This is a genomic window from Rhodococcus sp. NJ-530 (assembly GCF_003860625.1).
In the GTDB taxonomy this organism is placed as follows: domain Bacteria; phylum Actinomycetota; class Actinomycetes; order Mycobacteriales; family Mycobacteriaceae; genus Rhodococcus_F; species Rhodococcus_F qingshengii.
The window spans coordinates 511,602-533,007 of the sequence record NZ_CP034152.1; the positions used below are offsets into that span (position 1 = coordinate 511,602).

The 21,406-nt window shown below is 63.3% G+C and carries 24 protein-coding genes; 15 read left to right on the plus strand and 9 right to left on the minus strand.

The window, feature by feature from the left end:
- Window positions 1-20 precede the first annotated feature (20 nt).
- Window positions 21-497: a GatB/YqeY domain-containing protein gene (locus EHW12_RS02385; protein WP_003943491.1), complete on the plus strand. Its 477-nt coding sequence runs from the start codon at window positions 21-23 to the stop codon at window positions 495-497.
- A gap of 95 nt (window positions 498-592) precedes the next feature.
- Here the strand turns inward: EHW12_RS02385 and EHW12_RS02390 are convergent, their stop codons facing one another.
- The gene (locus EHW12_RS02390; protein ID WP_047270021.1) at window positions 593-2,953 is read right to left on the minus strand and encodes a transglycosylase domain-containing protein; all 2,361 of its coding nucleotides are present in this window, start codon (window positions 2,951-2,953) and stop codon (window positions 593-595) included.
- A gap of 291 nt (window positions 2,954-3,244) precedes the next feature.
- On the opposite strand from EHW12_RS02390, the gene EHW12_RS02395 reads away from it, so the two are divergent.
- Complete coding sequence (locus tag EHW12_RS02395; RefSeq protein ID WP_007732375.1) at window positions 3,245-3,568, plus strand: WhiB family transcriptional regulator; 324 nt, start codon at window positions 3,245-3,247, stop codon at window positions 3,566-3,568.
- 18 nt (window positions 3,569-3,586) lie between these two features.
- Here the strand turns inward: EHW12_RS02395 and EHW12_RS02400 are convergent, their stop codons facing one another.
- Entirely contained in the window at window positions 3,587-4,765 is a 1,179-nt protein-coding gene (locus EHW12_RS02400; protein WP_007732380.1) for an ArsA family ATPase, read from the minus strand.
- Window positions 4,765-5,778, minus strand: coding sequence for an ArsA-related P-loop ATPase (locus EHW12_RS02405; RefSeq protein ID WP_037130910.1), 1,014 nt, complete (start codon window positions 5,776-5,778; stop codon window positions 4,765-4,767). The genes EHW12_RS02400 and EHW12_RS02405 overlap by 1 nt, the downstream gene beginning before the upstream one ends.
- A gap of 53 nt (window positions 5,779-5,831) precedes the next feature.
- On the opposite strand from EHW12_RS02405, the gene EHW12_RS34510 reads away from it, so the two are divergent.
- The 9 genes from EHW12_RS34510 (at window position 5,832) to EHW12_RS02445 (ending at window position 13,184) form a co-directional block, all read left to right on the plus strand.
- Window positions 5,832-5,996: a hypothetical protein gene (locus tag EHW12_RS34510; RefSeq protein WP_003943454.1), complete on the plus strand. Its 165-nt coding sequence runs from the start codon at window positions 5,832-5,834 to the stop codon at window positions 5,994-5,996.
- A 5-nt stretch (window positions 5,997-6,001) separates the two neighbouring features.
- Window positions 6,002-6,472: a RidA family protein gene (locus tag EHW12_RS02410; RefSeq protein ID WP_003943508.1), complete on the plus strand. Its 471-nt coding sequence runs from the start codon at window positions 6,002-6,004 to the stop codon at window positions 6,470-6,472.
- On the plus strand, window positions 6,472-7,257 hold the full coding sequence (locus EHW12_RS02415) for an MBL fold metallo-hydrolase (protein ID WP_007732381.1): 786 nt from the start codon (window positions 6,472-6,474) through the stop codon (window positions 7,255-7,257). Before EHW12_RS02410 ends, EHW12_RS02415 begins: the two co-directional genes overlap by 1 nt.
- Window positions 7,258-7,383: 126 nt before the next feature.
- On the plus strand, window positions 7,384-8,859 hold the full coding sequence (locus EHW12_RS02420) for a 2-hydroxymuconic semialdehyde dehydrogenase (protein ID WP_125050240.1): 1,476 nt from the start codon (window positions 7,384-7,386) through the stop codon (window positions 8,857-8,859).
- A gap of 42 nt (window positions 8,860-8,901) precedes the next feature.
- Window positions 8,902-9,675 carry a fumarylacetoacetate hydrolase family protein gene (locus tag EHW12_RS02425; protein WP_003943526.1) on the plus strand — a complete coding sequence of 258 codons (774 nt, stop codon included), beginning with the start codon at window positions 8,902-8,904 and terminating at the stop codon, window positions 9,673-9,675.
- Window positions 9,672-10,124 (plus strand): RidA family protein, encoded by a 453-nt coding sequence (locus EHW12_RS02430; protein WP_003943520.1) that lies wholly within the window; start codon window positions 9,672-9,674, stop codon window positions 10,122-10,124. Before EHW12_RS02425 ends, EHW12_RS02430 begins: the two co-directional genes overlap by 4 nt.
- Window positions 10,121-10,642 (plus strand): 3-hydroxyanthranilate 3,4-dioxygenase, encoded by a 522-nt coding sequence (locus tag EHW12_RS02435; RefSeq protein WP_003943511.1) that lies wholly within the window; start codon window positions 10,121-10,123, stop codon window positions 10,640-10,642. Before EHW12_RS02430 ends, EHW12_RS02435 begins: the two co-directional genes overlap by 4 nt.
- Window positions 10,643-10,645: 3 nt before the next feature.
- Window positions 10,646-11,641 carry an amidohydrolase family protein gene (locus EHW12_RS02440; RefSeq protein ID WP_042922846.1) on the plus strand — a complete coding sequence of 332 codons (996 nt, stop codon included), beginning with the start codon at window positions 10,646-10,648 and terminating at the stop codon, window positions 11,639-11,641.
- 184 nt (window positions 11,642-11,825) lie between these two features.
- Window positions 11,826-13,184, plus strand: coding sequence for an MFS transporter (locus tag EHW12_RS02445; RefSeq protein ID WP_042446679.1), 1,359 nt, complete (start codon window positions 11,826-11,828; stop codon window positions 13,182-13,184).
- Between the two features lie 59 nt (window positions 13,185-13,243).
- Here the strand turns inward: EHW12_RS02445 and EHW12_RS02450 are convergent, their stop codons facing one another.
- The 6 genes from EHW12_RS02450 to EHW12_RS02475 all read right to left on the minus strand — a co-directional run bounded on the left by EHW12_RS02450 (window position 13,244) and on the right by EHW12_RS02475 (window position 17,977).
- Window positions 13,244-14,170, minus strand: coding sequence for a LysR substrate-binding domain-containing protein (locus EHW12_RS02450; RefSeq protein WP_003943516.1), 927 nt, complete (start codon window positions 14,168-14,170; stop codon window positions 13,244-13,246).
- A 50-nt stretch (window positions 14,171-14,220) separates the two neighbouring features.
- The gene (locus tag EHW12_RS02455) at window positions 14,221-15,513 is read right to left on the minus strand and encodes a carboxylesterase family protein (RefSeq protein WP_125050241.1); all 1,293 of its coding nucleotides are present in this window, start codon (window positions 15,511-15,513) and stop codon (window positions 14,221-14,223) included.
- A gap of 85 nt (window positions 15,514-15,598) precedes the next feature.
- Window positions 15,599-16,159 carry a TetR/AcrR family transcriptional regulator gene (locus tag EHW12_RS02460; protein WP_054827456.1) on the minus strand — a complete coding sequence of 187 codons (561 nt, stop codon included), beginning with the start codon at window positions 16,157-16,159 and terminating at the stop codon, window positions 15,599-15,601.
- A 15-nt stretch (window positions 16,160-16,174) separates the two neighbouring features.
- On the minus strand, window positions 16,175-16,645 hold the full coding sequence (locus tag EHW12_RS02465) for a nuclear transport factor 2 family protein (protein ID WP_054827457.1): 471 nt from the start codon (window positions 16,643-16,645) through the stop codon (window positions 16,175-16,177).
- Window positions 16,646-16,774: 129 nt separating this feature from the next.
- On the minus strand, window positions 16,775-17,449 hold the full coding sequence (locus tag EHW12_RS02470; RefSeq protein ID WP_003943506.1) for a Crp/Fnr family transcriptional regulator: 675 nt from the start codon (window positions 17,447-17,449) through the stop codon (window positions 16,775-16,777).
- A 255-nt stretch (window positions 17,450-17,704) separates the two neighbouring features.
- Entirely contained in the window at window positions 17,705-17,977 is a 273-nt protein-coding gene (locus EHW12_RS02475) for a hypothetical protein (RefSeq protein ID WP_019746620.1), read from the minus strand.
- An 80-nt stretch (window positions 17,978-18,057) separates the two neighbouring features.
- Here EHW12_RS02475 and nth point away from each other — a divergent pair, with 80 nt between their 5' ends.
- From nth to EHW12_RS02495, 4 genes are read left to right on the plus strand one after another with little or no spacing between them, the layout of a single operon-like run.
- On the plus strand, window positions 18,058-18,843 hold the full coding sequence (gene nth, locus EHW12_RS02480; RefSeq protein WP_003943471.1) for an endonuclease III: 786 nt from the start codon (window positions 18,058-18,060) through the stop codon (window positions 18,841-18,843).
- A 6-nt stretch (window positions 18,844-18,849) separates the two neighbouring features.
- Window positions 18,850-19,503, plus strand: coding sequence for a TlpA disulfide reductase family protein (locus tag EHW12_RS02485; RefSeq protein WP_125050242.1), 654 nt, complete (start codon window positions 18,850-18,852; stop codon window positions 19,501-19,503).
- Entirely contained in the window at window positions 19,500-20,219 is a 720-nt protein-coding gene (locus EHW12_RS02490) for a CoA pyrophosphatase (RefSeq protein ID WP_007732411.1), read from the plus strand. Before EHW12_RS02485 ends, EHW12_RS02490 begins: the two co-directional genes overlap by 4 nt.
- Complete coding sequence (locus EHW12_RS02495) at window positions 20,216-21,406, plus strand: MarP family serine protease (protein ID WP_003946095.1); 1,191 nt, start codon at window positions 20,216-20,218, stop codon at window positions 21,404-21,406. Before EHW12_RS02490 ends, EHW12_RS02495 begins: the two co-directional genes overlap by 4 nt.

The following is a 21,406-nucleotide window of genomic DNA, read 5'->3' on the forward strand; positions in this document are numbered from 1 at the left end:
GAGCGCGTAGCGTTTCCACCATGTCCGACACGACACCATCGCTCAAAGCCACCCTCCGAACCGACATGGTTGCATCCATGAAGGCGAAGGATCCGCTACGTACAGCCACCCTTCGGATGCTCATGGCAGCCATCCAGACCGAAGAGGTTGCCGGTAAGGAAGCACGGGTCCTCACCGACGAAGAAATCATCAAAGTCCTTGCAAAGGAATCGAAGAAGCGCGGCGAATCGGCCGAGATCTACACCGAGAACGGCCGCGGTGAACTTGCCGCGAAAGAGCGCGCCGAAGCTCAGATCATCGACGAGTACCTGCCGACGCCGTTGACCGACGCCGAACTCGTCGACGTCGTCGACACCGCCCTCGCTCAGGTGTCCGAGGAGCTCGGTGAGCGTCCGGGTATGCGTCAGATGGGCCAGGTCATCAAGGCCGCCAGCGCGCTGGCCAAGGGCAAGGCCGATGGCGCACGTATCTCTGCAGCAGTGAAGTCCCGCCTGTAGAAGCGCGCCACCGGAAACCGAAAACGGCCGCGAACTCCGAGTCACTCGGAAATCGCGGCCGTTCTTGTTTTCAGAGCCGTCAGTTTTCAGGGCCGTCAGTTCGGTGGGGTCCCCGCAGGCGGTGCGGGTTCGCCTCCCGGCGGAGTCGCATCCGGGGGAGTCGCGCCCGGTGCCGGAGCCGCGGGGGATGCGGGTGCTGCCGGAGCCCTCACGGAGCCGTCACTGATGTAGATCGTGACGGTCGAACCCGGGATCGCGGACCCGGACGGCGAAACTCCGGTGACCGTTCCCGCCCGTGCTCCGGACGCCGTGGTCACGGAATTGACCGTGAAGCCGGACGCCTGCAACCTCGACGTCGCCGCCGACTGGCTCAGGCCGACAACCTCGGGAACCTGGCCGTTCTGCGATCCCCGTGCGTACTTCTCGTCGATCGGGGGCAGCGAAGTGGGCCCGAAGTTGTTGGCGACCGGGTTCATTGCCGCGAACCAGGATCTCGCCGGTTCGGTACCGCCGTACAGGTTGCCGCTGTAGCAGGGGCGTAGCGGGCTCGAGCAGATCTCGCCGGGCGTCGGGGAGTCGCCGAAGATGTAGACGGCCGCAGCGAGGTTGTTGGTGAAGCCGAGGAACGCCGAGGACTTGTGGGTCTCGGTGGTACCCGTCTTGCCCGACATCGGCAGGCTCCATCCGGCGCTGCTCGCGGCACCGGCAGACGTACCGGCGCCGACGTCGTCACGGCTCATGGCGTTGGCCAGTGTGTCTGCCAAGCCGGGCTCGACGACCTGCTCACAGCCCTGCTCGGTGACGGCCACCGGCTTGCCGTAGCGGTCGAAGACCGAATCGATGGGACTCGGCGGGCACCACTTGCCGTGCGAGGCGAGAGTGGCCGCGACGTTGGAGAGTTCGAGCGGGTTGATCCAGGTGGGGCCGAGGGTGAACGAACCGAGGTTTTGTTCCTTCTGGAAGTCGGCCATGCTGCGCTCGTCGAAGCCCGAGGTGTTGGGATCGGCGTACGAGCGCATGCCGAGACGGACAGCCATGTCGACGGTCGGCGTGACGCCGGTCGCCTCGATGAGCTTGACGAAAGCGGTGTTTGGGGACTGTGCCAGGGCGTCGGTCACGGACAGCGTCGGCGGATAGTTACCGGCGTTCTCCACGCAGTACGTCGAGACCGGGCAGCCTGCCGCACCACCGCTACCCATGCCCTTGGCTTCGAAGCGCTTGGGCACGTCGAGGGTCGCGTTGATGCCGAGGCCCTTCTCCATCGCCGCAGCGGTCGTGAAGATCTTGAAGACGGAACCCGCACCGTCACCGGCAAGGGAGTACGGCTGCGCCTGGACGGTTTCGTCGGCGTCGGCATTGAGTCCGTACGTGCGACTGCTGGCCATCGCGATGACCTTGTGTGAATCCTGGCCCGGCCTGATCACGTTCATCACGTTCGCGATGCCGTCGAGGTTGGCGCTCGCGTTCGCGTTCAGTCCGGCCTTGGTGGACGCCTGGACCTGCGGATCGAGAGTGGTCTTGATGAGGTAACCACCCTCGTTGATCTGGTCGCGGGTGATTCCGGCATCCGAGAGGTACTTCAGTGCGTAATCACAGAAGAATCCGCGATCGCCTGCAGCGATGCAGCCGCGCGGCAAGTTGTTGGGGGTTTCGAGGACGCCGAGGGGCTCTTCCTTGGCTGCACGGAACTCGTCGGCACGATCCGGAATGTTCGTGATCATGGTGTCGAGCACGGTGTTACGACGCTCGGTCACGCCCTCGACGTTCGTGTACGGGTTCAGCGCGGAGCTGGACTGAACCATGCCGGCCAGCATCGCGGACTGCGGAACGGTCAGATCTGCGGCGTCGACGCCAAAGTAGGTCTGAGCCGCGTCCTGAATGCCGAAGGATCCGTTGCCGAAAGGTACGAGGTTGAGGTACCGGGTGAGGATCTCGTCTTTCGTGAGTTCCTTGTCCAGCGTCAGCGCCATCCGGATCTCGCGGATCTTTCGGGCCGGGGTGGTCTCGATGGCAGCGCGGCGCTCGGCATCCGTCTTGGCCACGACCAACAGTTGGTAGTTCTTCACATACTGCTGATCGAGTGTCGACGCGCCCTGCTGCACTTCACCGGTCGTCGTGTTGGTGAGGAAGGCGCGCAGCGTTCCCTGCCAGTCGACGCCCTTGTGGTCGGGGAACCGGCGGTCCTCGATGGAGACGATCGCCAACTTCATGTTGTTGGAGATCTTCTCGCTCGGGACTTCGAAGCGTCGTTGGTCGTACAGCCAGGCAATGGGATTGCCTGCCGCATCGACCATGGTGGACACCGCGGGGACCGTGCCTTCGACCAGTTCGGCCGAGACGTTGTCGACGGTATCGGCAGCGCGATTGGACGCGAATCCGAATCCGCCGGCCACCGGGAACATCACCCCTGCGACCAGGACACCCGCCAATGCGGAGCTTCCGGCGAGCTTCGCCACTGTTTTTGCAATCGACACGATCTACAGAGTACGTGTGCCCACCCATTGGAACCGGTTTCAGTGTTTTGCGGGTGTTCAAAACCTCCTGAACACGCGCTTTGTACTGCCGTACCAAAAAATGCTCCCGACCGTCTTGCGTTAGGGGCGTTCTTTACCTAAATTGTGATCAGTGTGATCGACGTAACACTCGATCACGAATGTGTCTCAGCTTTCACGTGCTACCGCGAGACGGCTGAGATGGTGCGCTGCTCGCCTCATGGCGACGGTCAGACTTTGTAGAGGGGACCCAGAATGTACACAGCCACCCCGAGTAGCCGTTTGGACATCGAGCAGGCCGAGGCACGAATTGCCTGGGTAACTCAGGCGCGATGCCGCGAGGTCGATCCCGACCAACTTTTTGTTCGTGGCGCCGCACAGCGCAAGGCAGCCACCATCTGCCGTCACTGCCCGGTCCTCATGCAGTGCGGAGCAGATGCTCTCGACAACCGTGTCGAGTTCGGTGTGTGGGGCGGAATGACCGAACGTCAGCGCCGTGCACTGCTCAAGCAGCACCCCGACGTCGACTCCTGGTCCGAGTTCTTCGAAGACCAGCGCCAGCATCACTCAGCAGTCTGATCCAGGTCGATCGGGGGATCAGCCCTTACGAGTGAGCTGATCTCCCACCGCGCGCAGCGCCTCGAGGTCCGAGACCTCGAACGGTAGCGACGGAACACCGATCAGCGGCACCCTCGGGTGAGCTGCGGTGAATCGACTCAGCAAGGCGATTTCTCGCTTCGCGATCACTGCCCGATGGGCATGGATGCGGAGAACGGCTGCGGTGAGGGCCTCGGCCTCGGTCGCATTTTCCTTCGCTTCCAGTTTGTCGGCGGCGGTTACCGCATGATCGGCAGGCAGAGCCGTCAACGTCGGGTGAGTGCGGTTGAGAACCAGACCGGCCAACGGCATCGAGTCACCCGCAAGGCGATCGACGAAGAACGCCGCCTCACGGAGAGCGTCGGGCTCGGCCGCTGCGATCACCAGGAAATGAGTCCCCGGCTGACGCAGCAACTCGTAGGTCTTCGTGGCGCGTTCACGGAAACCGCCGAACATCGAGTCGAGCGACTGCACGAATGCCGATGCATCCGAAAGCATTTGGCTTCCCACGATGGTCGAGACACCCTTCAGAGCCAATCCCATCGCGCCGGCCACGAGCCTGGTCAGGCCACGGCCGGGTGCCGAGAGCAGCCGGATCATCCGTCCGTCGAGGAATGTTCCGAGCCTCTGTGGAGCGTCGAGGAAGTCGAGCGCATTGCGCGACGGCGGGGTATCGACGATCACCAGATCCCACGCGTCGTTCGACGCCAGCTGCCCCAACTTCTCCATCGCCATGTACTCCTGCGTTCCGGAGAACGATGTGGCAACGGTTTGGTAAAAGGGATTCGCCAGGATCTGCTCGGCCTTCTCAGGGCTCGAATGCTCGATGACCATCTCGTCGAAAGTCCGACGCATGTTCAGCATCATCGCGTGGAGTTCGCCCGTGGCCTCGGGACCCAGCTTCACCGGCTGCGGAGTGTTGTCGAGTTCGGCCACACCCAAGGCCTGTGCGAGGCGACGGGCCGGATCGATGGTGAGGACGACTACGCGTCGGCCCTCTTCGGCTGCCCGCAACGCCAGCGACGCAGCCGTCGTGGTCTTGCCGACGCCACCTGCGCCGCAACACACCACGATCCGGGCCGTCGGGTCCTTGATGATCGCCGAAATATCGAGGGCAGGAGCTGCGCGTCGGCCGGTCCTGGAACTGCCGACCGTCACGTTCTCGGTGGTCTCGGTCATCACACGCCCTGTTCCGTGAGGTATTCGGCCAGCTCGTAGAGCCCACCGAGATCGACGCCGTCGGCGAGTGCGGGAAGTTGCACCCGCGCGCCGTCGATCTCGCGGAGCTTCTCCGCACTGGATTCTTGAGCTTCGAGCACCGACGCGTGCTCGATCGTCTCGGTGAGCAGGCCGGCGAAGTCGTCGTCGGACAGATCGATGCCGACATCGGAGAGCGTCGACCGGATCGAAGCTGCATCGATGTTGCCGGCTGCAGCACCGGAGAGTTGGTCTTCGGGCAAGAACCTCGGGCTGGCGCGGTTGACGATGATGGCACCGAGGTTGAGGTCGTCACGCGCCAGTTCTGCGGCGGCGTCGGCGGTTTCCTGAACGGGCAGCGCTTCGAGAAGCGCAACAAGATGTACGACGGTCTCCGGCGAGTGCAGCAGCCGAACGACGCCTTCACTCTGCGAATGCACCGGGCCGCCCTTGGCGAGGTCGGCCATCGCCTTGGTGACGTCGAGGAAGCTGCCGATCCGCCCGGTCGGGGGAGCATCGACGACAACGGCGTCGTACACGCGTTTGCCGGTTCGATCGGTGCGGATGACGCACTCCTTGATCTTGCCGGTGAGCAGAACGTCGCGAAGGCCTGGAGCGATTGTGGTGGCGAATTCGATGGCGCCGAACTTACGCATCGCCCGGCCGGCGAAGCCGAGGTTGTAGAACATTTCGAGGTATTCGAGGAACGCGGTCTCGATGTCGACGGCCAGAGCCATCACTTCACCGCCACCTTCGGCGGCCGCGACCTTGGTCTCCTGCGGTGGAAGCGGTGGTACGTCGAAGAGCTGCGCGATTCCCTGGCGGCCCTCGACCTCCACGAGGAGAACGCGCTTGCCGCCTTCGGCCAACGCGAGCGCCAACGCGGCGGCAACCGTGGACTTACCGGTTCCGCCTTTACCTGACACAAAGTGCAGGCGGGCCTTCGTCGCAGACTCGGGCCAGGTCCTGCTCAGCTCATCTTGGGATGCAACCACACCGCGAGCCTATAAGTCTGGGGCCGAAGATGTACGCGGGATAGGCTCACCGCATGAGCGAAATAACTTCCTGGGAATACACCGTGACTCCGTTGCTGGTCCACAATCCGAAGGCAATTCTCGACAACTGGGGTGTCGACGGCTGGGAACTCGTCGCCGTCCTGCCGAGCGCGTCGGGCGAGCAGCACGTCGCGTACATGAAGCGTCCGAAGGGCTGAATCACATGGCAGAGGCAACACAGACCTGGTCGGAGCGTCTCGCCGAACTGGGCATTGCACTTCCCGCCGTCGCGGCACCCGTCGCTGCTTACGTTCCCGCGGTTCGCAGCGGCAACCACGTGTACACGTCGGGTCAGCTCCCGTTCGTCGACGGAAAACTGGCGCTGACCGGCAAGCTCGGCGCGGGCGTGTCGGATGAGGACGCCAAGGCCGCGGCTCGCACCTGCGCGCTCAACGCTCTTGCTGCCATCGACGCCCTGGTCGGCATCGACAACGTCGTTCGCGTCGTCAAGGTTGTCGGCTTCGTGGCATCCGCCGAAGGATTCACCGGCCAGCCCGGCGTGATCAACGGCGCATCCGAGTTCCTCGGCGAGGTGCTCGGCGACGCCGGTATCCACGCCCGTTCGGCAGTCGGCGTGGCAGAACTTCCCCTCGGCTCACCCGTCGAGGTGGAACTGATCGTCGAAGTTCGCTGATGTCGACGGTCCATCCCGCCTACGCGCAGCTACGCCGCGTCACCGACATCGCTTCGGTCTTGCTCGAGAACAACCCGGGCATGATGACGCTGGACGGTACGAACACTTGGATTCTGCATGCTCCGGGCAGCGTCGAGTGTGTTGTCGTCGATCCAGGCGACAACGACGAGGAACACCTGCAACGTGTCGCTGGTATCGGTCCGGTAGCGCTGACCTTGATCACGCACCGGCACTACGACCACACCGGCGGGGTGGACCGTTTCCACGAATTGACTTCGGCTCCAGTGCGTTCCGTCGACCCTACTTTTCTTCGCGGGGGCGCTTCGGCGCTTGTCGACGGTGAAGTGATCGAGGTAGCGGGCCTGAAGTTGCGGATCCTCGCGACGCCGGGCCATACCGCGGATTCGGTATCGATAGTCATCGAGAACGATGCGAGCGTGCTGACGGGCGACACCATTCTCGGCCGCGGCACGGCAGTTCTCGACGACTCCGACGGCGATCTGGGGGACTACCTCACCTCGCTGCGATCGCTGGCCGCACTCGGCGAAGGACTGACGGTTCTTCCCGGGCACGGTCCGGACCTGCCCGATCTGCAGGCGATTTCGCAGCAGTACCTCGCCCACCGCGAGGAGCGTCTGGATCAGGTGCGGGCCGCTCTGTCGACGTTGGGGGAGTCGGCCTCGGTGCGCGACGTAGTCGAACACGTCTACTCAGACGTGGACCCGAAGTTGTGGCCGGTCGCGGAGAAATCCGTCAACGTGCAGTTGGCGTATCTGCGACGCTGAGGCGCTCGGCGCCGACATGAAGAGCTGAGTTGTGTAGCCGAACTGCCGCCATCTATGCCGATCGAGGTATAGCTGGCGGCAGTTTTTGCATTTGTTTGATATGGGTCACGGGCCAATAGTTAGTCCATGACCTCACAATGCGACGGATGGATCCGCAATTACGTGGATGGCTCCTATGTCGAACCCGACGAGTCGTCGAGCTTCGATCAGGTCGACCCAGCAACGGGCCGTGTTCTCGCCCGGGTCCACGAGGCCGACAAGGCCCTGGTCGATCGGGCCGTGACCTCTGCCAGACGTGCTCTGGACAACGGTTGGGCCGATACGCCGGTTCGAGAGCGGACGGCTCTGCTGCGACGCGCTGCCGACCGGATCGAGGAGCGATTCGAAGAGTTCGTCGCCGCAGAGATGGCCGACACCGGCAAGCCGATCACGCAGGCGCGCGAACTCGACGTCGCGCGCGCCCTGACGAACTTCCGCACCTTCGCCGACATCGTCGCCGCGGCGGGACAGGAATCGTTTGTCACGGACCTCGCGGGCGGCAAGCAGGCGCTGAACTACGCGATCCGCAAGCCGCTCGGCGTCGTCGCCGTGATCGTTCCGTGGAACCTGCCGCTGCTTCTCCTGACCTGGAAGGTTGCGCCCGCGCTCGCGTGCGGAAACTCCGTGGTGGTCAAGCCCTCCGAGGAAACCCCGGCGACTGCGTCGTTGCTGGCCGAGGTGCTCGAAGAGGTCGGCCTGCCTGCCGGCGTCTACAACGTCGTCCATGGATTCGGTGCGAACTCGGCCGGCGAGTTCCTCACCACGCACCCCGGTATCGACGGCGTCACCTTCACCGGATCTTCGGCAACGGGTTCGCATGTCATGAAAACCGTTGCCCCGCGGGTCCGTCCGGTCTCGTTCGAGCTCGGCGGCAAGAACGCCGCGATCGTGTTCGACGACGTCGACATCGACGAGGCTCTGACGGGTCTGACCAAGTCGGTGTTCACCAACACCGGCCAGGTCTGCCTGTGCACCGAGCGGGTGTACGTGCACCGCAGCATTTTCGACGACATCGCCGGTGGACTCGTCGAGCGGGCAGCAGGACTGCGTCTGGGCGACCCGACGCTCGATGCAACGACGACCGGACCGCTCATTTCGCAAGCACACCGGAAGAAGGTACTCGACTACTTCGAGATCGCCGAGCGGGAAGGCGCGAAAGTGCTGACCGGCGGCGGTATTCCGGACCTCGGACAGGAACTGTCGGGCGGATCCTGGATCGAACCCACCCTGTGGACAGGCTTGACCAACAAGGATCGCGCCGTGCGTGAGGAGATCTTCGGACCCGTCGCAGCACTCATTCCGTTCGAGACCGAAGCCGAAGCGATCGCCCTCGCAAACGACACCGAGTACGGCCTTGCTGCCTCCGTGTGGACCAACGACCTGCGCCGCGGACACCGCGTCGCGCAGAAGATGAACGTCGGAATCTCCTGGGTCAACACGTGGTTCACCCGCGAACTGCGATCTCCCTTCGGCGGCATGGGCCTGTCCGGCATCGGACGTGAGGGCGGCGAGTCCTCGCTGCACTTCTACACCGAACCGACGAATGTATGTGTGCAACTGTGAACATCGAAACCGCAAAAGTTTTCCAGAAATGAGCGAGGCGTGATGACAGCCCCCGAAGACACCGTATCCGCGCTCGCGCGTCGCCTCGACGACGCTGCGCAGACGCGCACCGACACCCCGAGCCTCGCCGACGAACACACCATCGACATCGACCAGGCCTACCGGATCCAGAACGAACTCCTCGAACGGCGCACCAGCCGTGGTGAATCGATTGTGGGCATCAAGCTCGGCTTCACGAGCAAAGCGAAGATGGCGCAGATGGGTGTCTCCGAAGTGATCGTCGGTCAGTTGACCGACGCGATGTGCGTGAGCAACGGCGGCGAAGTCGACCTGAGGACGTTCATTCATCCCAAGATCGAACCCGAAGTGGCATACCGCTTGTCGAAGGACGTCGATCTCGACGATCCGAACGTCGACATCGAAACCTGCGTCGACGCACTGGCTCCCGCAATGGAGATCATCGACTCGCGGTACCGCGACTTCCGCTTCACCTACACCGACGTCGTCGCTGACAACACCAGCGCTGCCGGGTACGTGATCGGGAGGTGGCTGCCGCTACAGAACGTCGAAGACCGTTCCGTACGTATGGAAGTCGGCGGCGAGACGGTAGTCGGTTCCACGTCGGCCATTCTCGGCGATCCGGTGCGAGCTCTGCACGCACTGCTCGATATCGCTCGTCGACGCCGAATTCCGTTGCGCGCCGGTCAGGTAATTCTGGCCGGTGCCGCCACAGCAGCTGTGCGACTCGACGAGGGCGTCGCACAGTGCACGATCGACGGACTCGGAACCGTCACGGTGAAAGGTGTGAAGCGATGAGTGGGGCGCAGGTCATCGAGAAGCTGGCGAAGCCGCGCGGAAAGTTCCCCCACGTCAAGGTGGTCGGCGATTTCGTCTATGTCTCCGGGACCAGTTCGCGTCGACCCGACAACACGTTTGTCGGCGTCGAGGTCGACGAGATGGGGACCACGGCGCTCGACATTCGGGCGCAGACGCGTGCCGTCATCGAGAACATCGCGGCGATTCTCGCCGAAGTGGGTGGAGAACTGAGTGATCTGGTTCAGGTCACCTCCTACCTGGTGTCGATGAACGACTTCGGCGGATACAACGAGGTGTACGCCGAACTGTTCGACGAAAACGGTCCGACGAGAACGACTGTGGCTGTTCACCAGCTGCCCCACCCTCACCTGCTCATCGAAATTTCCGGCGTGGCGTACGTGCCCGCCTCCCGACGCTCGGCGTCCGAAGATACGGAGAATGCATCATGACCACGATTCCTCCCGTCATCGACTTCAAGAAGTGGATCGACGACAACCGCCACCTCCTGCAGCCGCCCGTCAACAATCAGACGATGGCGCTCGGAGACGATTTCATCGTGCAGGTCGTCGGCGGCCCCAACCAGCGGACCGACTACCACCTCGATCCGTACGAGGAGTGGTTCTACCAGCTCGAAGGCGACATCCACGTCAATGTCATGACCGAAGACGGTCCTCAGCGCGTCGACATTCGCGAGGGTGAAACTTGGTTGCTGCCAGGAGACATTCCGCATTCGCCGCAGCGTCCCACCGCGGGCTCGATCGGCCTGGTCATCGAACGCGTCCGCAAGGAAGGCACGCTCGAGAAGTTCCAGTGGTACTGCCTCGAATGCGATCACAAGATTCACGAGGTCGAACTTCAGGTGCGCGACATCGTGGCCGACCTTCCGCCGGTGTTCGTCAAGTTCTACGAGAGCGAAGAAGCCCGCACGTGTGACAAGTGCGGCACGCTCCATCCCGGCAAGGGCTGAGTGATGAGCAACCTGATCGACATCCACACCCACTACGTGCCCAACGGGTGGCCGGATCTGACCGAAGACGCGGGGCCGCAAGCGCCGTGGCTGAAGGTCGAGTCGGAAACCGAAGCAATGATCATGATGGGCACCAAGGAGTTCCGTCGCATCCAGTCCGATGCCTGGGACGCCGAGGTGCGGCTTCGGGACATGGATGCCGACGGAGTGCAGACTCAGGTCGTCTCACCTACTCCGGCGTTCTTCAACTACGGCCGGAGCGGTGAGCAGGCAAGTCGCATTGCACGGATCTTCAACGACCTCGCACTCGAGATCGTGGAGCCGGCGAAGGATCGTTTGATTCCCTTCTGCCAGGTGCCTCTGCAAGACACCGACGCAGCGTGCCGTGAGTTGGAGCGGTGCATCGCGAACGGGCACCGCGGTGTCGAGATCGGCAATCATGTCGGCGATCTGGACCTCGACAGCGAGGGCGTGGTGACGTTCCTGCAGCACTGCGCGTCGCTGGACGTGCCGGTATTCGTGCACCCGTGGGACATGGCCAACTCTCCGCGCCTCGATCGCTGGATGGCGCAGTGGCTCACTGCGATGCCGGCCGAAACGCACCTGTCGATACTCGCACTGATTCTCGGTGGTGTGTTCGACAAGATCGACGATCGTCTCAAGATCGGATTTGCGCACGGTGGTGGATCTTTCGCGTTCTGGTTGGGCCGGATGGAAAACGCCTGGCACGGCCGCAACGACATCATCGGTACGTCGCAGTTCCCGCCTTCGCACTACCTGGGAAGGTTCTACGTGGATTCCGTCGTCTTCGACGAGCGTGCGCTGCGACTGTTGGTGGACACGGTGGGGGTGGACCGTGTGATGGTGGGTAGTGATTACCCGTACCCCTTGGGGGAGCGTCCGGTCGGTGAGGTGGTTCGCAAGAGTGAGTTCTTGGACGATACTGCGCGCCAACTGATTTCGCGGGGGAATGCCGAACGCTTCCTGGGTCTCGTCTGAGGCCCCGGCTATACCTTTTCCGGTATGGCGGACGGTGAATTCGGCATTTGTGAGTCATGTCTCGAGCGAGCACAATTCCACACACAACGATCGACGACGCTCGTGATACCGACAATCCCGAAGACGGGGTCGGTGACTACAGACTTCATCGTCCGCCTGCCCCATCCAATCGATAGGTTCCGCGATGTCAGACAAGATATCCAACAGCACTACGAGCGACGGAAAGCCGTTGCCGGAGAAAGCGGCCCGTAGCCGCGTTGCCATGGCAACCCTGGCCGGCACAACTCTCGAATGGTACGACTTCTTCCTCTACGGCACAGCTGCCGCGTTGATCTTCAACAAACAATTCTTCCCGAGCCTGAGCCCCACGGCCGGCACGCTGGCTGCCTTCAGCACCTTCGCCGTCGGGTTCATTGCACGGCCGGTGGGTGGACTCGTGTTCGGGCACTTCGGTGACCGGATCGGGCGCAAGGCCACGCTCGTGGTCTCATTGGTGATGATGGGCATCGGGTCCACACTCATCGGCCTCATCCCGAACTACGACTCCATCGGTTTCTGGGCGCCCGTCCTCCTGGTGGCAATGCGCGTCGTTCAGGGCATCGGTCTGGGCGGTGAAGGCGCCGGCGCGACACTCATGTCGATGGAGCACGCGCCGGCGGGGCAGAAGAATCTCTATGCAGGTTTCCCTCAGATGGGCACACCCGCCGGACTGGTTCTCGCCAACGGCATCTTCCTGACGACCAACGCCGTGATGTCGGACTCGGCATTCGCTTCGTGGGGTTGGCGAATCCCGTTCCTGCTCAGCTTCGTTCTGGTGGCGATCGGTCTGGTGATTCGCCTGCGCGTCACCGAGTCGCCGTCATTCGCCGGGATCATGGAGAAGGGCGAAATAGTCCGCTTCCCGCTGCGTGAGTCGCTCAAGGTCGGCTTCCCCCGTTTGTCTCTCACGCTTGCCGCGTGCTTGGCGAACTCCGCCGTGGCGTACGCCTTCATGGTGTTCACCCTGTCGTACGGAACTCAACATCTGGGCTACGACAAGCAATTCCTGGTGCTCAGCGTGACCGCGGCAGCAGTCCTGTGGTTCCTTTCCATCCCGTTCTGGACAAAGATCGCCGACAAGTACGGGCGTCGGCACATGTTCATCGGCGGATCTGCCGCAATCCTGTTGTGGTGCATCGTGTTCTTCCCGCTCCTCAACACCGAGAACAAAATGGTCGCCGTCATCGCGTTCCTGGGCATGGGCCTGATCGTTCCGGTCACACATTGTGTCCAGGGCAGCATCATCGCCGATACCTTCCCGGCCAAGGTCCGCTATTCCGGCTCGTCTCTGATCCTCCAGAGCGGCGCGATTCTCGGCGGTGGACTGGCACCGATGATCGCCACGGCTCTGCTCGACGCCACCGGATCTTCGGTCGGTGTGACCTGGTATCTCGCCGGGGTGTGCACGATCAGCCTGGTCGGTGCCATCGCACTGTTCAAGATTGTCCCCGATTCGTCGCGGGGCTTGGAGCACGAGGAGATTCGCGTCTCCGAAAACGCCTGAGTACTGGATTGATCCGACATCGGCCCGTTCCCTCTGGAGGGAACGGGCCGATCGGCGTTTCACGGTCGCATGAGCTCAGTTGCAAAGGACTCCAGCGTCGCGATCAGGGCCTGCGCGGACGGACTCGACGTGCGAGTCGCCGACGAGGTGATGCCGACGCTGTGCCCGATCGGATCGAGTGTGATGGACAGGGTGGTCAAGCGCGCGTCGTCGCGGGGGATGAGGCTCGGTAGTACCGCGATCATGTCGGTCTCGACCAGTAGCTGACGCACGGTGAGGAAAGAGGTTGCCTCGACCCGATTTTCGGGCAACGGCAAGCCGTTGCGGGCGAAGAACTCCTCGAGTTCGCGGCGGAGCACTGTCTCGACCCCGGGAAGGATCCAGGGGAAGCCGCGTAGTTCTTCGAGTTGGACGTCCTCGCGGTGAGCGAGCGGGTGATCTACGCGGGTGACGAGTTCGACGGATTCGGCGTAGAGGTTCCGTCTTGTCGCGGTGTCATCGGTAGGTGAGGTGAGCCGGCCGACGATCAGGTCGATTCGGCCCGCTTCCAGATCGGTGAGCAACTGCTCTGGCGTACCTTCGCGCACGACGACGGTGAGCAACGGGTGGTGAACCTTCAGGCGCGCGATAGCGCCGGGAAGCAGCACGTTGGATCCGGCGAGATGTGTTCCCACGATGACGGTTCCGCGATTGGCGTCGGCAAGTTCGACGACGTGTCGCCCGGCTTCGGTCAGCTGCGCGATCACGGCCCGTGCATGAGTTGTGAAGGCCTCGCCGAAAATGGTCGGGGTGATTCCGCGTGGCCCGCGGTCGAAGAGCGAGACGCCGAGAATGGACTCGATGTCGTGCAGACTGCGGGTCGCGACGGGTTGTGTGATGTGAAGTGCGGCAGCGGCGCCGACCACACTGCCCTGACGGCTCAATGCGTCGACGAGCAGGAGATGGCGGAGTTTGAGTCGCCCGTCGAGGAGCTTGGGCATGTCCATGGAGCAATCCTAGACGGGATTTCTCCGGGTGGGTAGGCGCCCGAAGTTGCTCAGGAGAAGGTGATTCCGATCGATTGGGACGAGGTGTACTTCTCCCAGGTTTCGCTGCTGTCCGGACTTCCCGTGTGCGCAAACGACGTCCAGTGCCGGCGTATCCGACGGCCCAGTGCGTCGATGCTCTGCCAGTCGCTGCTGCCCAGCATCGGTGAGCCCTGCCAGGACTGCTCGGTTCCCAACACGAAGGGTAGTTCGATGCAGTGAGTGGCCCCGAAGACGTCGTCCGTCGGTGCCCAGTCGAAGCGATACGTGTACACCGACGCGCCGGCCGCTGTGAAGGTCTCGGCCAGCTCCATTGCCGGTTCGGCAAACATGTTCTGTGTCAGTGCCTTTTCGGCGACGTGTTCGGGATCGGGTACTCCCGCTACGTCGCGCACGAAAGCAGATCCCTCGTCTCGGGTGTATCCCACGATGACGTCAAGCGCTGTATCGAAAGTTCGGATCACCGGTTCCAGTTCGGAGATCGGCGCGAAGGGCGGTTGCACGACATTGGGGGACCGCCGGCTGAACTCGACAGCCGTGCCGCGGAATGCGTCGAGAATGTGGGAGAGCGGCGCGGTCCGAGGATTTCCGTCGAGCAGTCGGGCAAACGTCTCCCCGTTCTCGATCGCGGCAGCCTGCGTGAAGTTGAGGTCCGGCCGTGGGGTGCTCTGCAGAATTGCTCGATGGAACAGGGTTCGAGAGTTGTTACTGCTCAACAGATTCACAATGGAATGAGCGCCGGCCGACTGCCCGAATACGGTGACCGAGTCTGGGTCGCCGCCGAATGCCTCGATGTTCTCGCGCACCCACTCGAGCGCCGCGATCTGATCGTGTACCCCGAGATTGCCTTCGCTGACGCCGTCGAGGAGGAGGTATCCGAGCACGCCGACGCGATAGTTGACCGACACCACGACGACGTCGCCCTCGGCTGACAAAGCGCCGCCGTCGTACCAGGGGAGTGAGCCGCCGCCACTGGAGTACCCGCCACCGTGAAGCCACACCATCACCGGGCGATGACCGGTCAGCGACGGGGTTGTGACGGTGACGGTGAAGCTGTCCTCGCTGTGCCCCGGTTCGGGGAGCGGTGGCCCCATGATGCGTTCGAGTCGTGAAGGTGGTTGGGGGAAGACCGTTCCAAGCGCTGTGGCGTCGAAGACGTCGGAGAACGGTTCCACCGGTCGCGGCTTCTCGAAGCGCGGTGCGTTGGCGTAGGGGATCGCACCGAAGTAGTAGGAACCGTCACGCTTTCGGCCGCGGACCTTCCCCGAAGGGGTGGATGCGATCACCGTCTCGAACGAGGGCATGGGTTCCTTTCTTCTTGTGCATGCTTTTTCGAGCATGCCAGGTGGATGCCGCGGCACAAATGCCTTTGTGGTCGTGCGGTATGCGTTACGGCGTGAGTGCCTGTACCAGTCGATCTTCGAGTCGCGTCGTCACTCGGCTGTATACGGAACCGTCGTCCAGTGCCCGGGACATCACGATCGCCCCTTGGATCCCGGCCACGGCTTCTTCGGCGAGTCCGATGGAATCTTCGGCACCGACGAGTGCCGCCTCGAGAGCCGCTGTCCATTCGTCGAAGTATGTTCGGACCCTGGCGCCGAAGCGGTTTCGCTCTTCACCGAGTGCAAATGCGCCGAACAGGCAAATGCGTTGCCCTGACCGAAAGTAGTCGCCCGCGGTAGCGAACATGCTCTGGATGCGCTGCCTCGGTGGAACCGATTCTGCTCGAAGAGGTTCGAAGACTTCGGCGCGAAACCATCTGTCGACCTCGTCGAGCACCGCCTCGGCCATCTCTTCCTTCCCGCGCGGAAAGAAGTTGTAGAGACTGCCTTTGCCCAAACCGGTGTGTTCGGTGATCACGGCCAGGCTTGCTCCGTCGAACCCGTAGGTTCGAAACACGTTCGCGAGAGCGGGAATCGTGTCCGAGCGTTCAGCTACCTGTCTGGCCATGGATTCATCCTTTCATCACAGACCCAACTCGCTCAGGCCCGGATGATCGTGCGGGCGTGGTCCGGTCGGATCCCAGAAGAACTTTCGCTCGGACTCCTCGATGGGAACGTCGTTGATGCTGGCATGACGGTGGTGCATGAGTCCGTCGGCGTCGAATTCCCAGTTCTCGTTGCCGTAGGAGCGGAACCACTGCCCGTCGTGATCGTGCCACTCGTACGCGAATCGCACTGCGATGCGGTCGTCGCTGTGTGCCCACAACTCTTTGATCAACCGGTAGTCCAGTTCGCGGGTCCACTTCTCGGTCAGAAGTTCGACGATCTCGGATCGGCCGGTGACGAACGTCGACCGATTACGCCACCAACTGTCCGGCGTGTAGGCCAGCGACACCTTGTGTGGATCGCGTGAGTTCCATCCGTCCTCGGCGAGGCGGACCTTCTGGACGGCAGCTTCGTGAGTGAAGGGCGGAATCGGTGCTCGGACGGTCATTGCGGGGCCTCTCGATCAGATGTGTACCTATCGGTACAGACTTACCGATAGGTACAACAAGAGTCCAGTGAACGACTTCGGCCGCCCCCACCGAAGCGGGAGCGGCCGAAAGAGTCGAACCGGAAGAAACTAGCGCGCGCGACGAGCGAGACGCTCGGAATCCGAGATCAGGACGCTCTTGCCTTCGAGGCGAAGCCATCCGCGGTGTGCGAAATCAGCGAGCGCCTTGTTGACGGTCTCGCGGGAAGCGCCGACGAGCTGGGCGATCTCTTCCTGCGTGAGGTCGTGAGTGACGCGCAGGGCGCCACCTTCCTGAGTGCCGAAGCGCTGCGCGAGCTGCAGGAGCGCCTTGGCGACACGGCCGGGAACGTCCGTGAAGATCAGGTCGGCCAGGGTGTTGTTGGTACGACGCAGACGGCGGGCGAGAACGCGCAGAAGCTGCTCGGCGATCTCGGGGCGCTGCTGGATCCATGCCTTGAGAGCGTCGCGGTCCATGCTCACGGCGCGAACCTCGGTGACGGTCGTAGCCGTCGAGGTGCGGGGGCCGGGGTCGAAGATGGACAGTTCGCCGAACATGTCGGACGGGCCCATGATCGTCAGCAGGTTCTCGCGACCGTCGGGTGAGCGTCGACCGATCTTCACCTTGCCGGACACGATGATGTACAGGCGGTCACCGGGTTCACCTTCGTTGAAGATGACATGTCCACGGGGGAAGTCGACGGGCTGCAGCTGCTTTGTCAGCGCCGCTACCGCTGAGGGCTCGACTCCTTGGAAGATGCCGGCTCTTGCCAGGACGTCGTCCACGTGCGCTCCTTGTTGGGATTTGTTCGTTTGTGGTGTCATTTTTGCGCTATCTATCTTTGTACCCGCGCTGCGCACAAACCGTCGTACACAGGCTCAGCCCTCATGAGTGAGACACTGTGTCCAATGCAATCTGTGTTCAATGCAACAGGTACGGCATCGAAGTCTACGTCCCGTTAGCTCGCGACGAGTGATTGATGCCACGTAAGAGCCGAAAATTCTTCCGGAATCCGCTGCGGTGACTACTTTGTATGGCCGTCAACTTGCCCGTTGTGTCCGGATTTCGCCCAGGCTGGCGCTCTCGGGAGCCTCCGACTGACGGCCCTTACGCTTCCGGTGGAAGCGGGCGAACGCATGGGGAAACCCATCGCTTGCCAGGCGTGCGACGTCGTCGTGACTTGCCTGGTCGAGGAAGTCTTCTACTTCATGCTCTTGGACCGAGAGCCGACGCAATCGCCCTTCGACTCGTTCCATCGCCAGGGCAAAGAGCATAAGCAGTAGCGGAAAGAGAATTACTGCGAGTCCTTGCATAGGGGGAAGTAAACACGTCGAAGGTCTCAGAATCGACACGACGGAGTCTCCACTCATGTCGTATCCGTACAGTTGTCTGAGTGCAGACCACCCCGACAGGCAGTTCAGAGCAGCGGAAGAAACCGCGTTCGGGGGGTGCGCGGAAGGAAGAATCACACCTCGGATTGGTACGCCGGGCGCGTCGGATGAATCGTGAGCTCGCTGTGGCTTTCCCACACGTGTACTGCGAACTCGACTTCACGACTCCGTTGGAACTGGCAGTGGCGACAATCCTGTCGGCGCAATGCACCGACGTCCGCGTCAACATGGTCACGCCGGCACTCTTCGCCCGTTATCCCGACGCAAAGGCATACGCGGAAGCCGATCGGACCGAACTCGAGGAGTACATCCGCTCCACCGGCTTCTACCGGAACAAGACGACGTCGCTGATCGGACTCGGTCAGGCGCTACTCGAACGCCACGACGGGCAGGTCCCGAACAAGCTCGAAGATCTGGTGAAACTCCCAGGCATCGGACGCAAGACCGCGAACGTCGTGCTGGGCAATGCCTTCGACATTCCGGGAATCACCGTCGACACCCACTTCGGTCGGCTCGTGCGTCGGTGGAAGTGGACCGAGGAAGAAGATGCCGTCAAGGTGGAACACGCCGTCGGGGCACTGATCGAACGTAAGGAATGGACTCTGCTCTCGCATCGCGTGATCTTTCACGGCCGACGGGTCTGCCACGCGCGCAAGCCCGCATGCGGTGTGTGTGTTCTGGCCAAGGACTGCCCGTCGTACGGGCTCGGCCCGACCGACAAAACCGAGGCCGCGGCCCTGGTGAAAGGCCCCGAGACCGATCATCTGCTCGCCCTGGCAGGGTTGTGATCGCCGATGACAAGTGCCGGAAGATGGTCTCTCGCTGCGCTCGTGGTCGTCGCGGCTCTCGTCGTGGCGATCTGGCCGCGCGGAGGAGACGACACGACGCCCACCTCGACGGGCCCGTCCTCGTCCGCGTATCAGCCGCCGACGTTCACTCCGTCGTCGGAATCGCTCGATCAACTCCGTAGCCAGGCGGCTCTGGCCTCCTGCCCGACTCCGACCGGCGAAGCGCCTGCCGGCTCGGCTCTCGCCGGAATCACCCTCGACTGCGTCTCCGACGGAGCGCCCGTCGACCTTGCCGCAGCGGTGAGCGGAAAGCCGACTCTGCTCAATCTGTGGGCGTACTGGTGCGCGCCATGCGCCGAAGAGCTTCCGTACCTTCAGGAATTCGCGGAGCGCGCCGACGGCAGCATCAACGTGCTGACCGTGCATTCGGATCCGAATCAGGAGAACGCTTTGACGCGACTCATCGACTACTCGGTGCGTTTGCCCGGCGTCCAGGACGGTGACGGCAAGGTACGGATCGCAGTGGGCGCACCGCCGGTGCTGCCGGTGTCGGTGCTCGTGCGCGCGGATGGAACAGTCGCCAAGGTCTTGCCCCAACCCTTCCGCAGTGCGGACGAGATCGCCGCCGCTGCGGCGCAATATCTGGGAGTCGTCGTATGAGTACACCGGTTCCCGAGTGGTTGCGCGCTGTCGCCAGCACCCAGCCCACCGATCCCCATCGGATCAACCCCGTCCTCGAGCGTCGCGCGCCGCGCGGCACCGTGACGCGTCCGGCCGCGGTGCTCGTGCTCTTCGGCGGACCGCGTGAGGCCGACCCTCTCGCCGTCGGCGGCTTGCCGGAGGGCGCAGACGTCCTGCTGACCCAACGGGCGTCGACGATGCGTCAGCACAGCGGACAGGTCGCATTCCCGGGCGGTGCCGCCGATCCGGGCGACGACGGCCCCGTCGGCACCGCGCTGCGTGAAGCTCAGGAAGAGACCGGGCTCGATCCGAGCGGAGTTCAGCCGCTCACCGTGCTGCCGGAGATCTTCATCCCGCCGTCGGGTTTCGACGTGACGCCGGTGCTCGGCTACTGGGAGCAGCCGACGACGGTGGGCATTCAGGACGAGGGCGAGGTCGGACGGGTGGCCCGGGTGCCGCTGCGCACGTTGCTCGACCCAGACAACCGGTTTCAGGTTCGACATCCCCTCGGGTACCAGGGCCCGGCGTTCCGCGCCGACGGCATGCTGGTCTGGGGGTTCACAGCAGGAATCCTCGCGGCGCTGTTCACGGTGTCGGGCTGGGAGATTCCGTGGAACTACGAGGACGTGAGAGACCTGGACACAGCGCTGTCCGAGTTCGGTGAAGGTGTCGAGGATTCGGCGGTGCCGCGATGACAGGTTCTCGTTGGGTGGACATCGCCATCGTTCTGGTCGCCCTCATCGCGGCCACGTCCGGATGGCGTCAGGGAGCGGTGGCGTCGGCGCTGGCGTTCGTCGGCGTGATCCTCGGTGCCGTCGCCGGGATTCTGTTGGCGCCGCACCTGCTCGTGCACGTCACCGAAGGCAAGCTGCGCATCCTCGCGGGCATCTCGCTGATCGTCGTGTTGGTCATCATCGGCGAGGTCGCCGGCATGGTGCTCGGACGCGCGGCGCGCAGCGGAATGCACAGTCCGACGGCGCGATCTGTCGACAGCGTCATCGGTGCGGGTCTACAGGCGGTGGCTGTCGTGGTCGCGGCGTGGTTGCTCGCGATTCCGCTCACTTCCTCGTCGCAGCCGAATATTGCCGCCGCTGTTCGTGGTTCGGACGTTCTCGCCAGCGTGGACGAAGTGGCGCCGCAGTGGCTGCGCCGCATCCCGACCGAGTTCTCGGCGCTGCTCGACACCTCCGGCCTGCCTGACGTCATCGGCCCGTTCGGGCGCACGCCCATCACCGAGGTCGAAGCACCCGACGCGAGCGTTCTCGCCAGTCCGTTGGCGGCGCAGTTGCGTCCGAGTGTTCTCCGCATCAACGGCGTCGCACCGAGTTGCCAGCGCGCGCTCGAGGGATCCGGATTCATCGTCGCCCCCGAACGCGTCATGACCAACGCCCACGTGGTTGCCGGAACCGAGAGCATCACCGTGGACACCATGGAGGGCGCACTGCCCGCGCAGGTGGTTCTCTTCGACTCCGCCGTGGACATCGCGATTCTGGCGGTTCCCGGATTGGACGCGCCGGTGCTGCCGTTCGCTCCGGAGCAGGCTCGGACCGGTGACAACGCGTTGGTGCTCGGCTACCCCGGCGGTGGTCCGTACACGGCCAGCGCAGCCCGCGTTCGTGAGGTCCTCAACCTGAACGGGCCGGACATCTACAAGGCCGGAACCACCCAGCGTGAGGTCTACACCGTCCGCGGATCCATCCGGCAGGGCAACTCGGGTGGACCGATGGTCGATGATCAGGGGCGGGTCCTCGGCGTCGTGTTCGGTGCTGCCGTCGACGACAGTGACACCGGATTCGTCCTCACCGCGCAGGAAGTCTCGCGCCAGTTGAACGCGGCTGCCTCGGCATCGACGCCCGTACCGACGGGCGCGTGCATCCTGTAG

Coding starts and splice junctions, on each gene's coding strand:
- EHW12_RS02385 (WP_003943491.1), top strand. CDS start 21: ATGTCCGACACGACACCATCGCTCAAAGCCACCCTCCGAACCGACATG.
- EHW12_RS02395 (WP_007732375.1), top strand. CDS start 3,245: ATGTACACAGCCACCCCGAGTAGCCGTTTGGACATCGAGCAGGCCGAG.
- EHW12_RS02400 (WP_007732380.1), bottom strand. CDS start 4,765: ATGACCGAGACCACCGAGAACGTGACGGTCGGCAGTTCCAGGACCGGC.
- EHW12_RS34510 (WP_003943454.1), top strand. CDS start 5,832: ATGAGCGAAATAACTTCCTGGGAATACACCGTGACTCCGTTGCTGGTC.
- EHW12_RS02410 (WP_003943508.1), top strand. CDS start 6,002: ATGGCAGAGGCAACACAGACCTGGTCGGAGCGTCTCGCCGAACTGGGC.
- EHW12_RS02415 (WP_007732381.1), top strand. CDS start 6,472: ATGTCGACGGTCCATCCCGCCTACGCGCAGCTACGCCGCGTCACCGAC.
- EHW12_RS02420 (WP_125050240.1), top strand. CDS start 7,384: ATGACCTCACAATGCGACGGATGGATCCGCAATTACGTGGATGGCTCC.
- EHW12_RS02425 (WP_003943526.1), top strand. CDS start 8,902: ATGACAGCCCCCGAAGACACCGTATCCGCGCTCGCGCGTCGCCTCGAC.
- EHW12_RS02430 (WP_003943520.1), top strand. CDS start 9,672: ATGAGTGGGGCGCAGGTCATCGAGAAGCTGGCGAAGCCGCGCGGAAAG.
- EHW12_RS02435 (WP_003943511.1), top strand. CDS start 10,121: ATGACCACGATTCCTCCCGTCATCGACTTCAAGAAGTGGATCGACGAC.
- EHW12_RS02440 (WP_042922846.1), top strand. CDS start 10,646: ATGAGCAACCTGATCGACATCCACACCCACTACGTGCCCAACGGGTGG.
- EHW12_RS02445 (WP_042446679.1), top strand. CDS start 11,826: ATGTCAGACAAGATATCCAACAGCACTACGAGCGACGGAAAGCCGTTG.
- EHW12_RS02450 (WP_003943516.1), bottom strand. CDS start 14,170: ATGGACATGCCCAAGCTCCTCGACGGGCGACTCAAACTCCGCCATCTC.
- EHW12_RS02455 (WP_125050241.1), bottom strand. CDS start 15,513: ATGCCCTCGTTCGAGACGGTGATCGCATCCACCCCTTCGGGGAAGGTC.
- EHW12_RS02460 (WP_054827456.1), bottom strand. CDS start 16,159: ATGGCCAGACAGGTAGCTGAACGCTCGGACACGATTCCCGCTCTCGCG.
- EHW12_RS02465 (WP_054827457.1), bottom strand. CDS start 16,645: ATGACCGTCCGAGCACCGATTCCGCCCTTCACTCACGAAGCTGCCGTC.
- EHW12_RS02475 (WP_019746620.1), bottom strand. CDS start 17,977: ATGCAAGGACTCGCAGTAATTCTCTTTCCGCTACTGCTTATGCTCTTT.
- EHW12_RS02485 (WP_125050242.1), top strand. CDS start 18,850: ATGACAAGTGCCGGAAGATGGTCTCTCGCTGCGCTCGTGGTCGTCGCG.
- EHW12_RS02490 (WP_007732411.1), top strand. CDS start 19,500: ATGAGTACACCGGTTCCCGAGTGGTTGCGCGCTGTCGCCAGCACCCAG.
- EHW12_RS02495 (WP_003946095.1), top strand. CDS start 20,216: ATGACAGGTTCTCGTTGGGTGGACATCGCCATCGTTCTGGTCGCCCTC.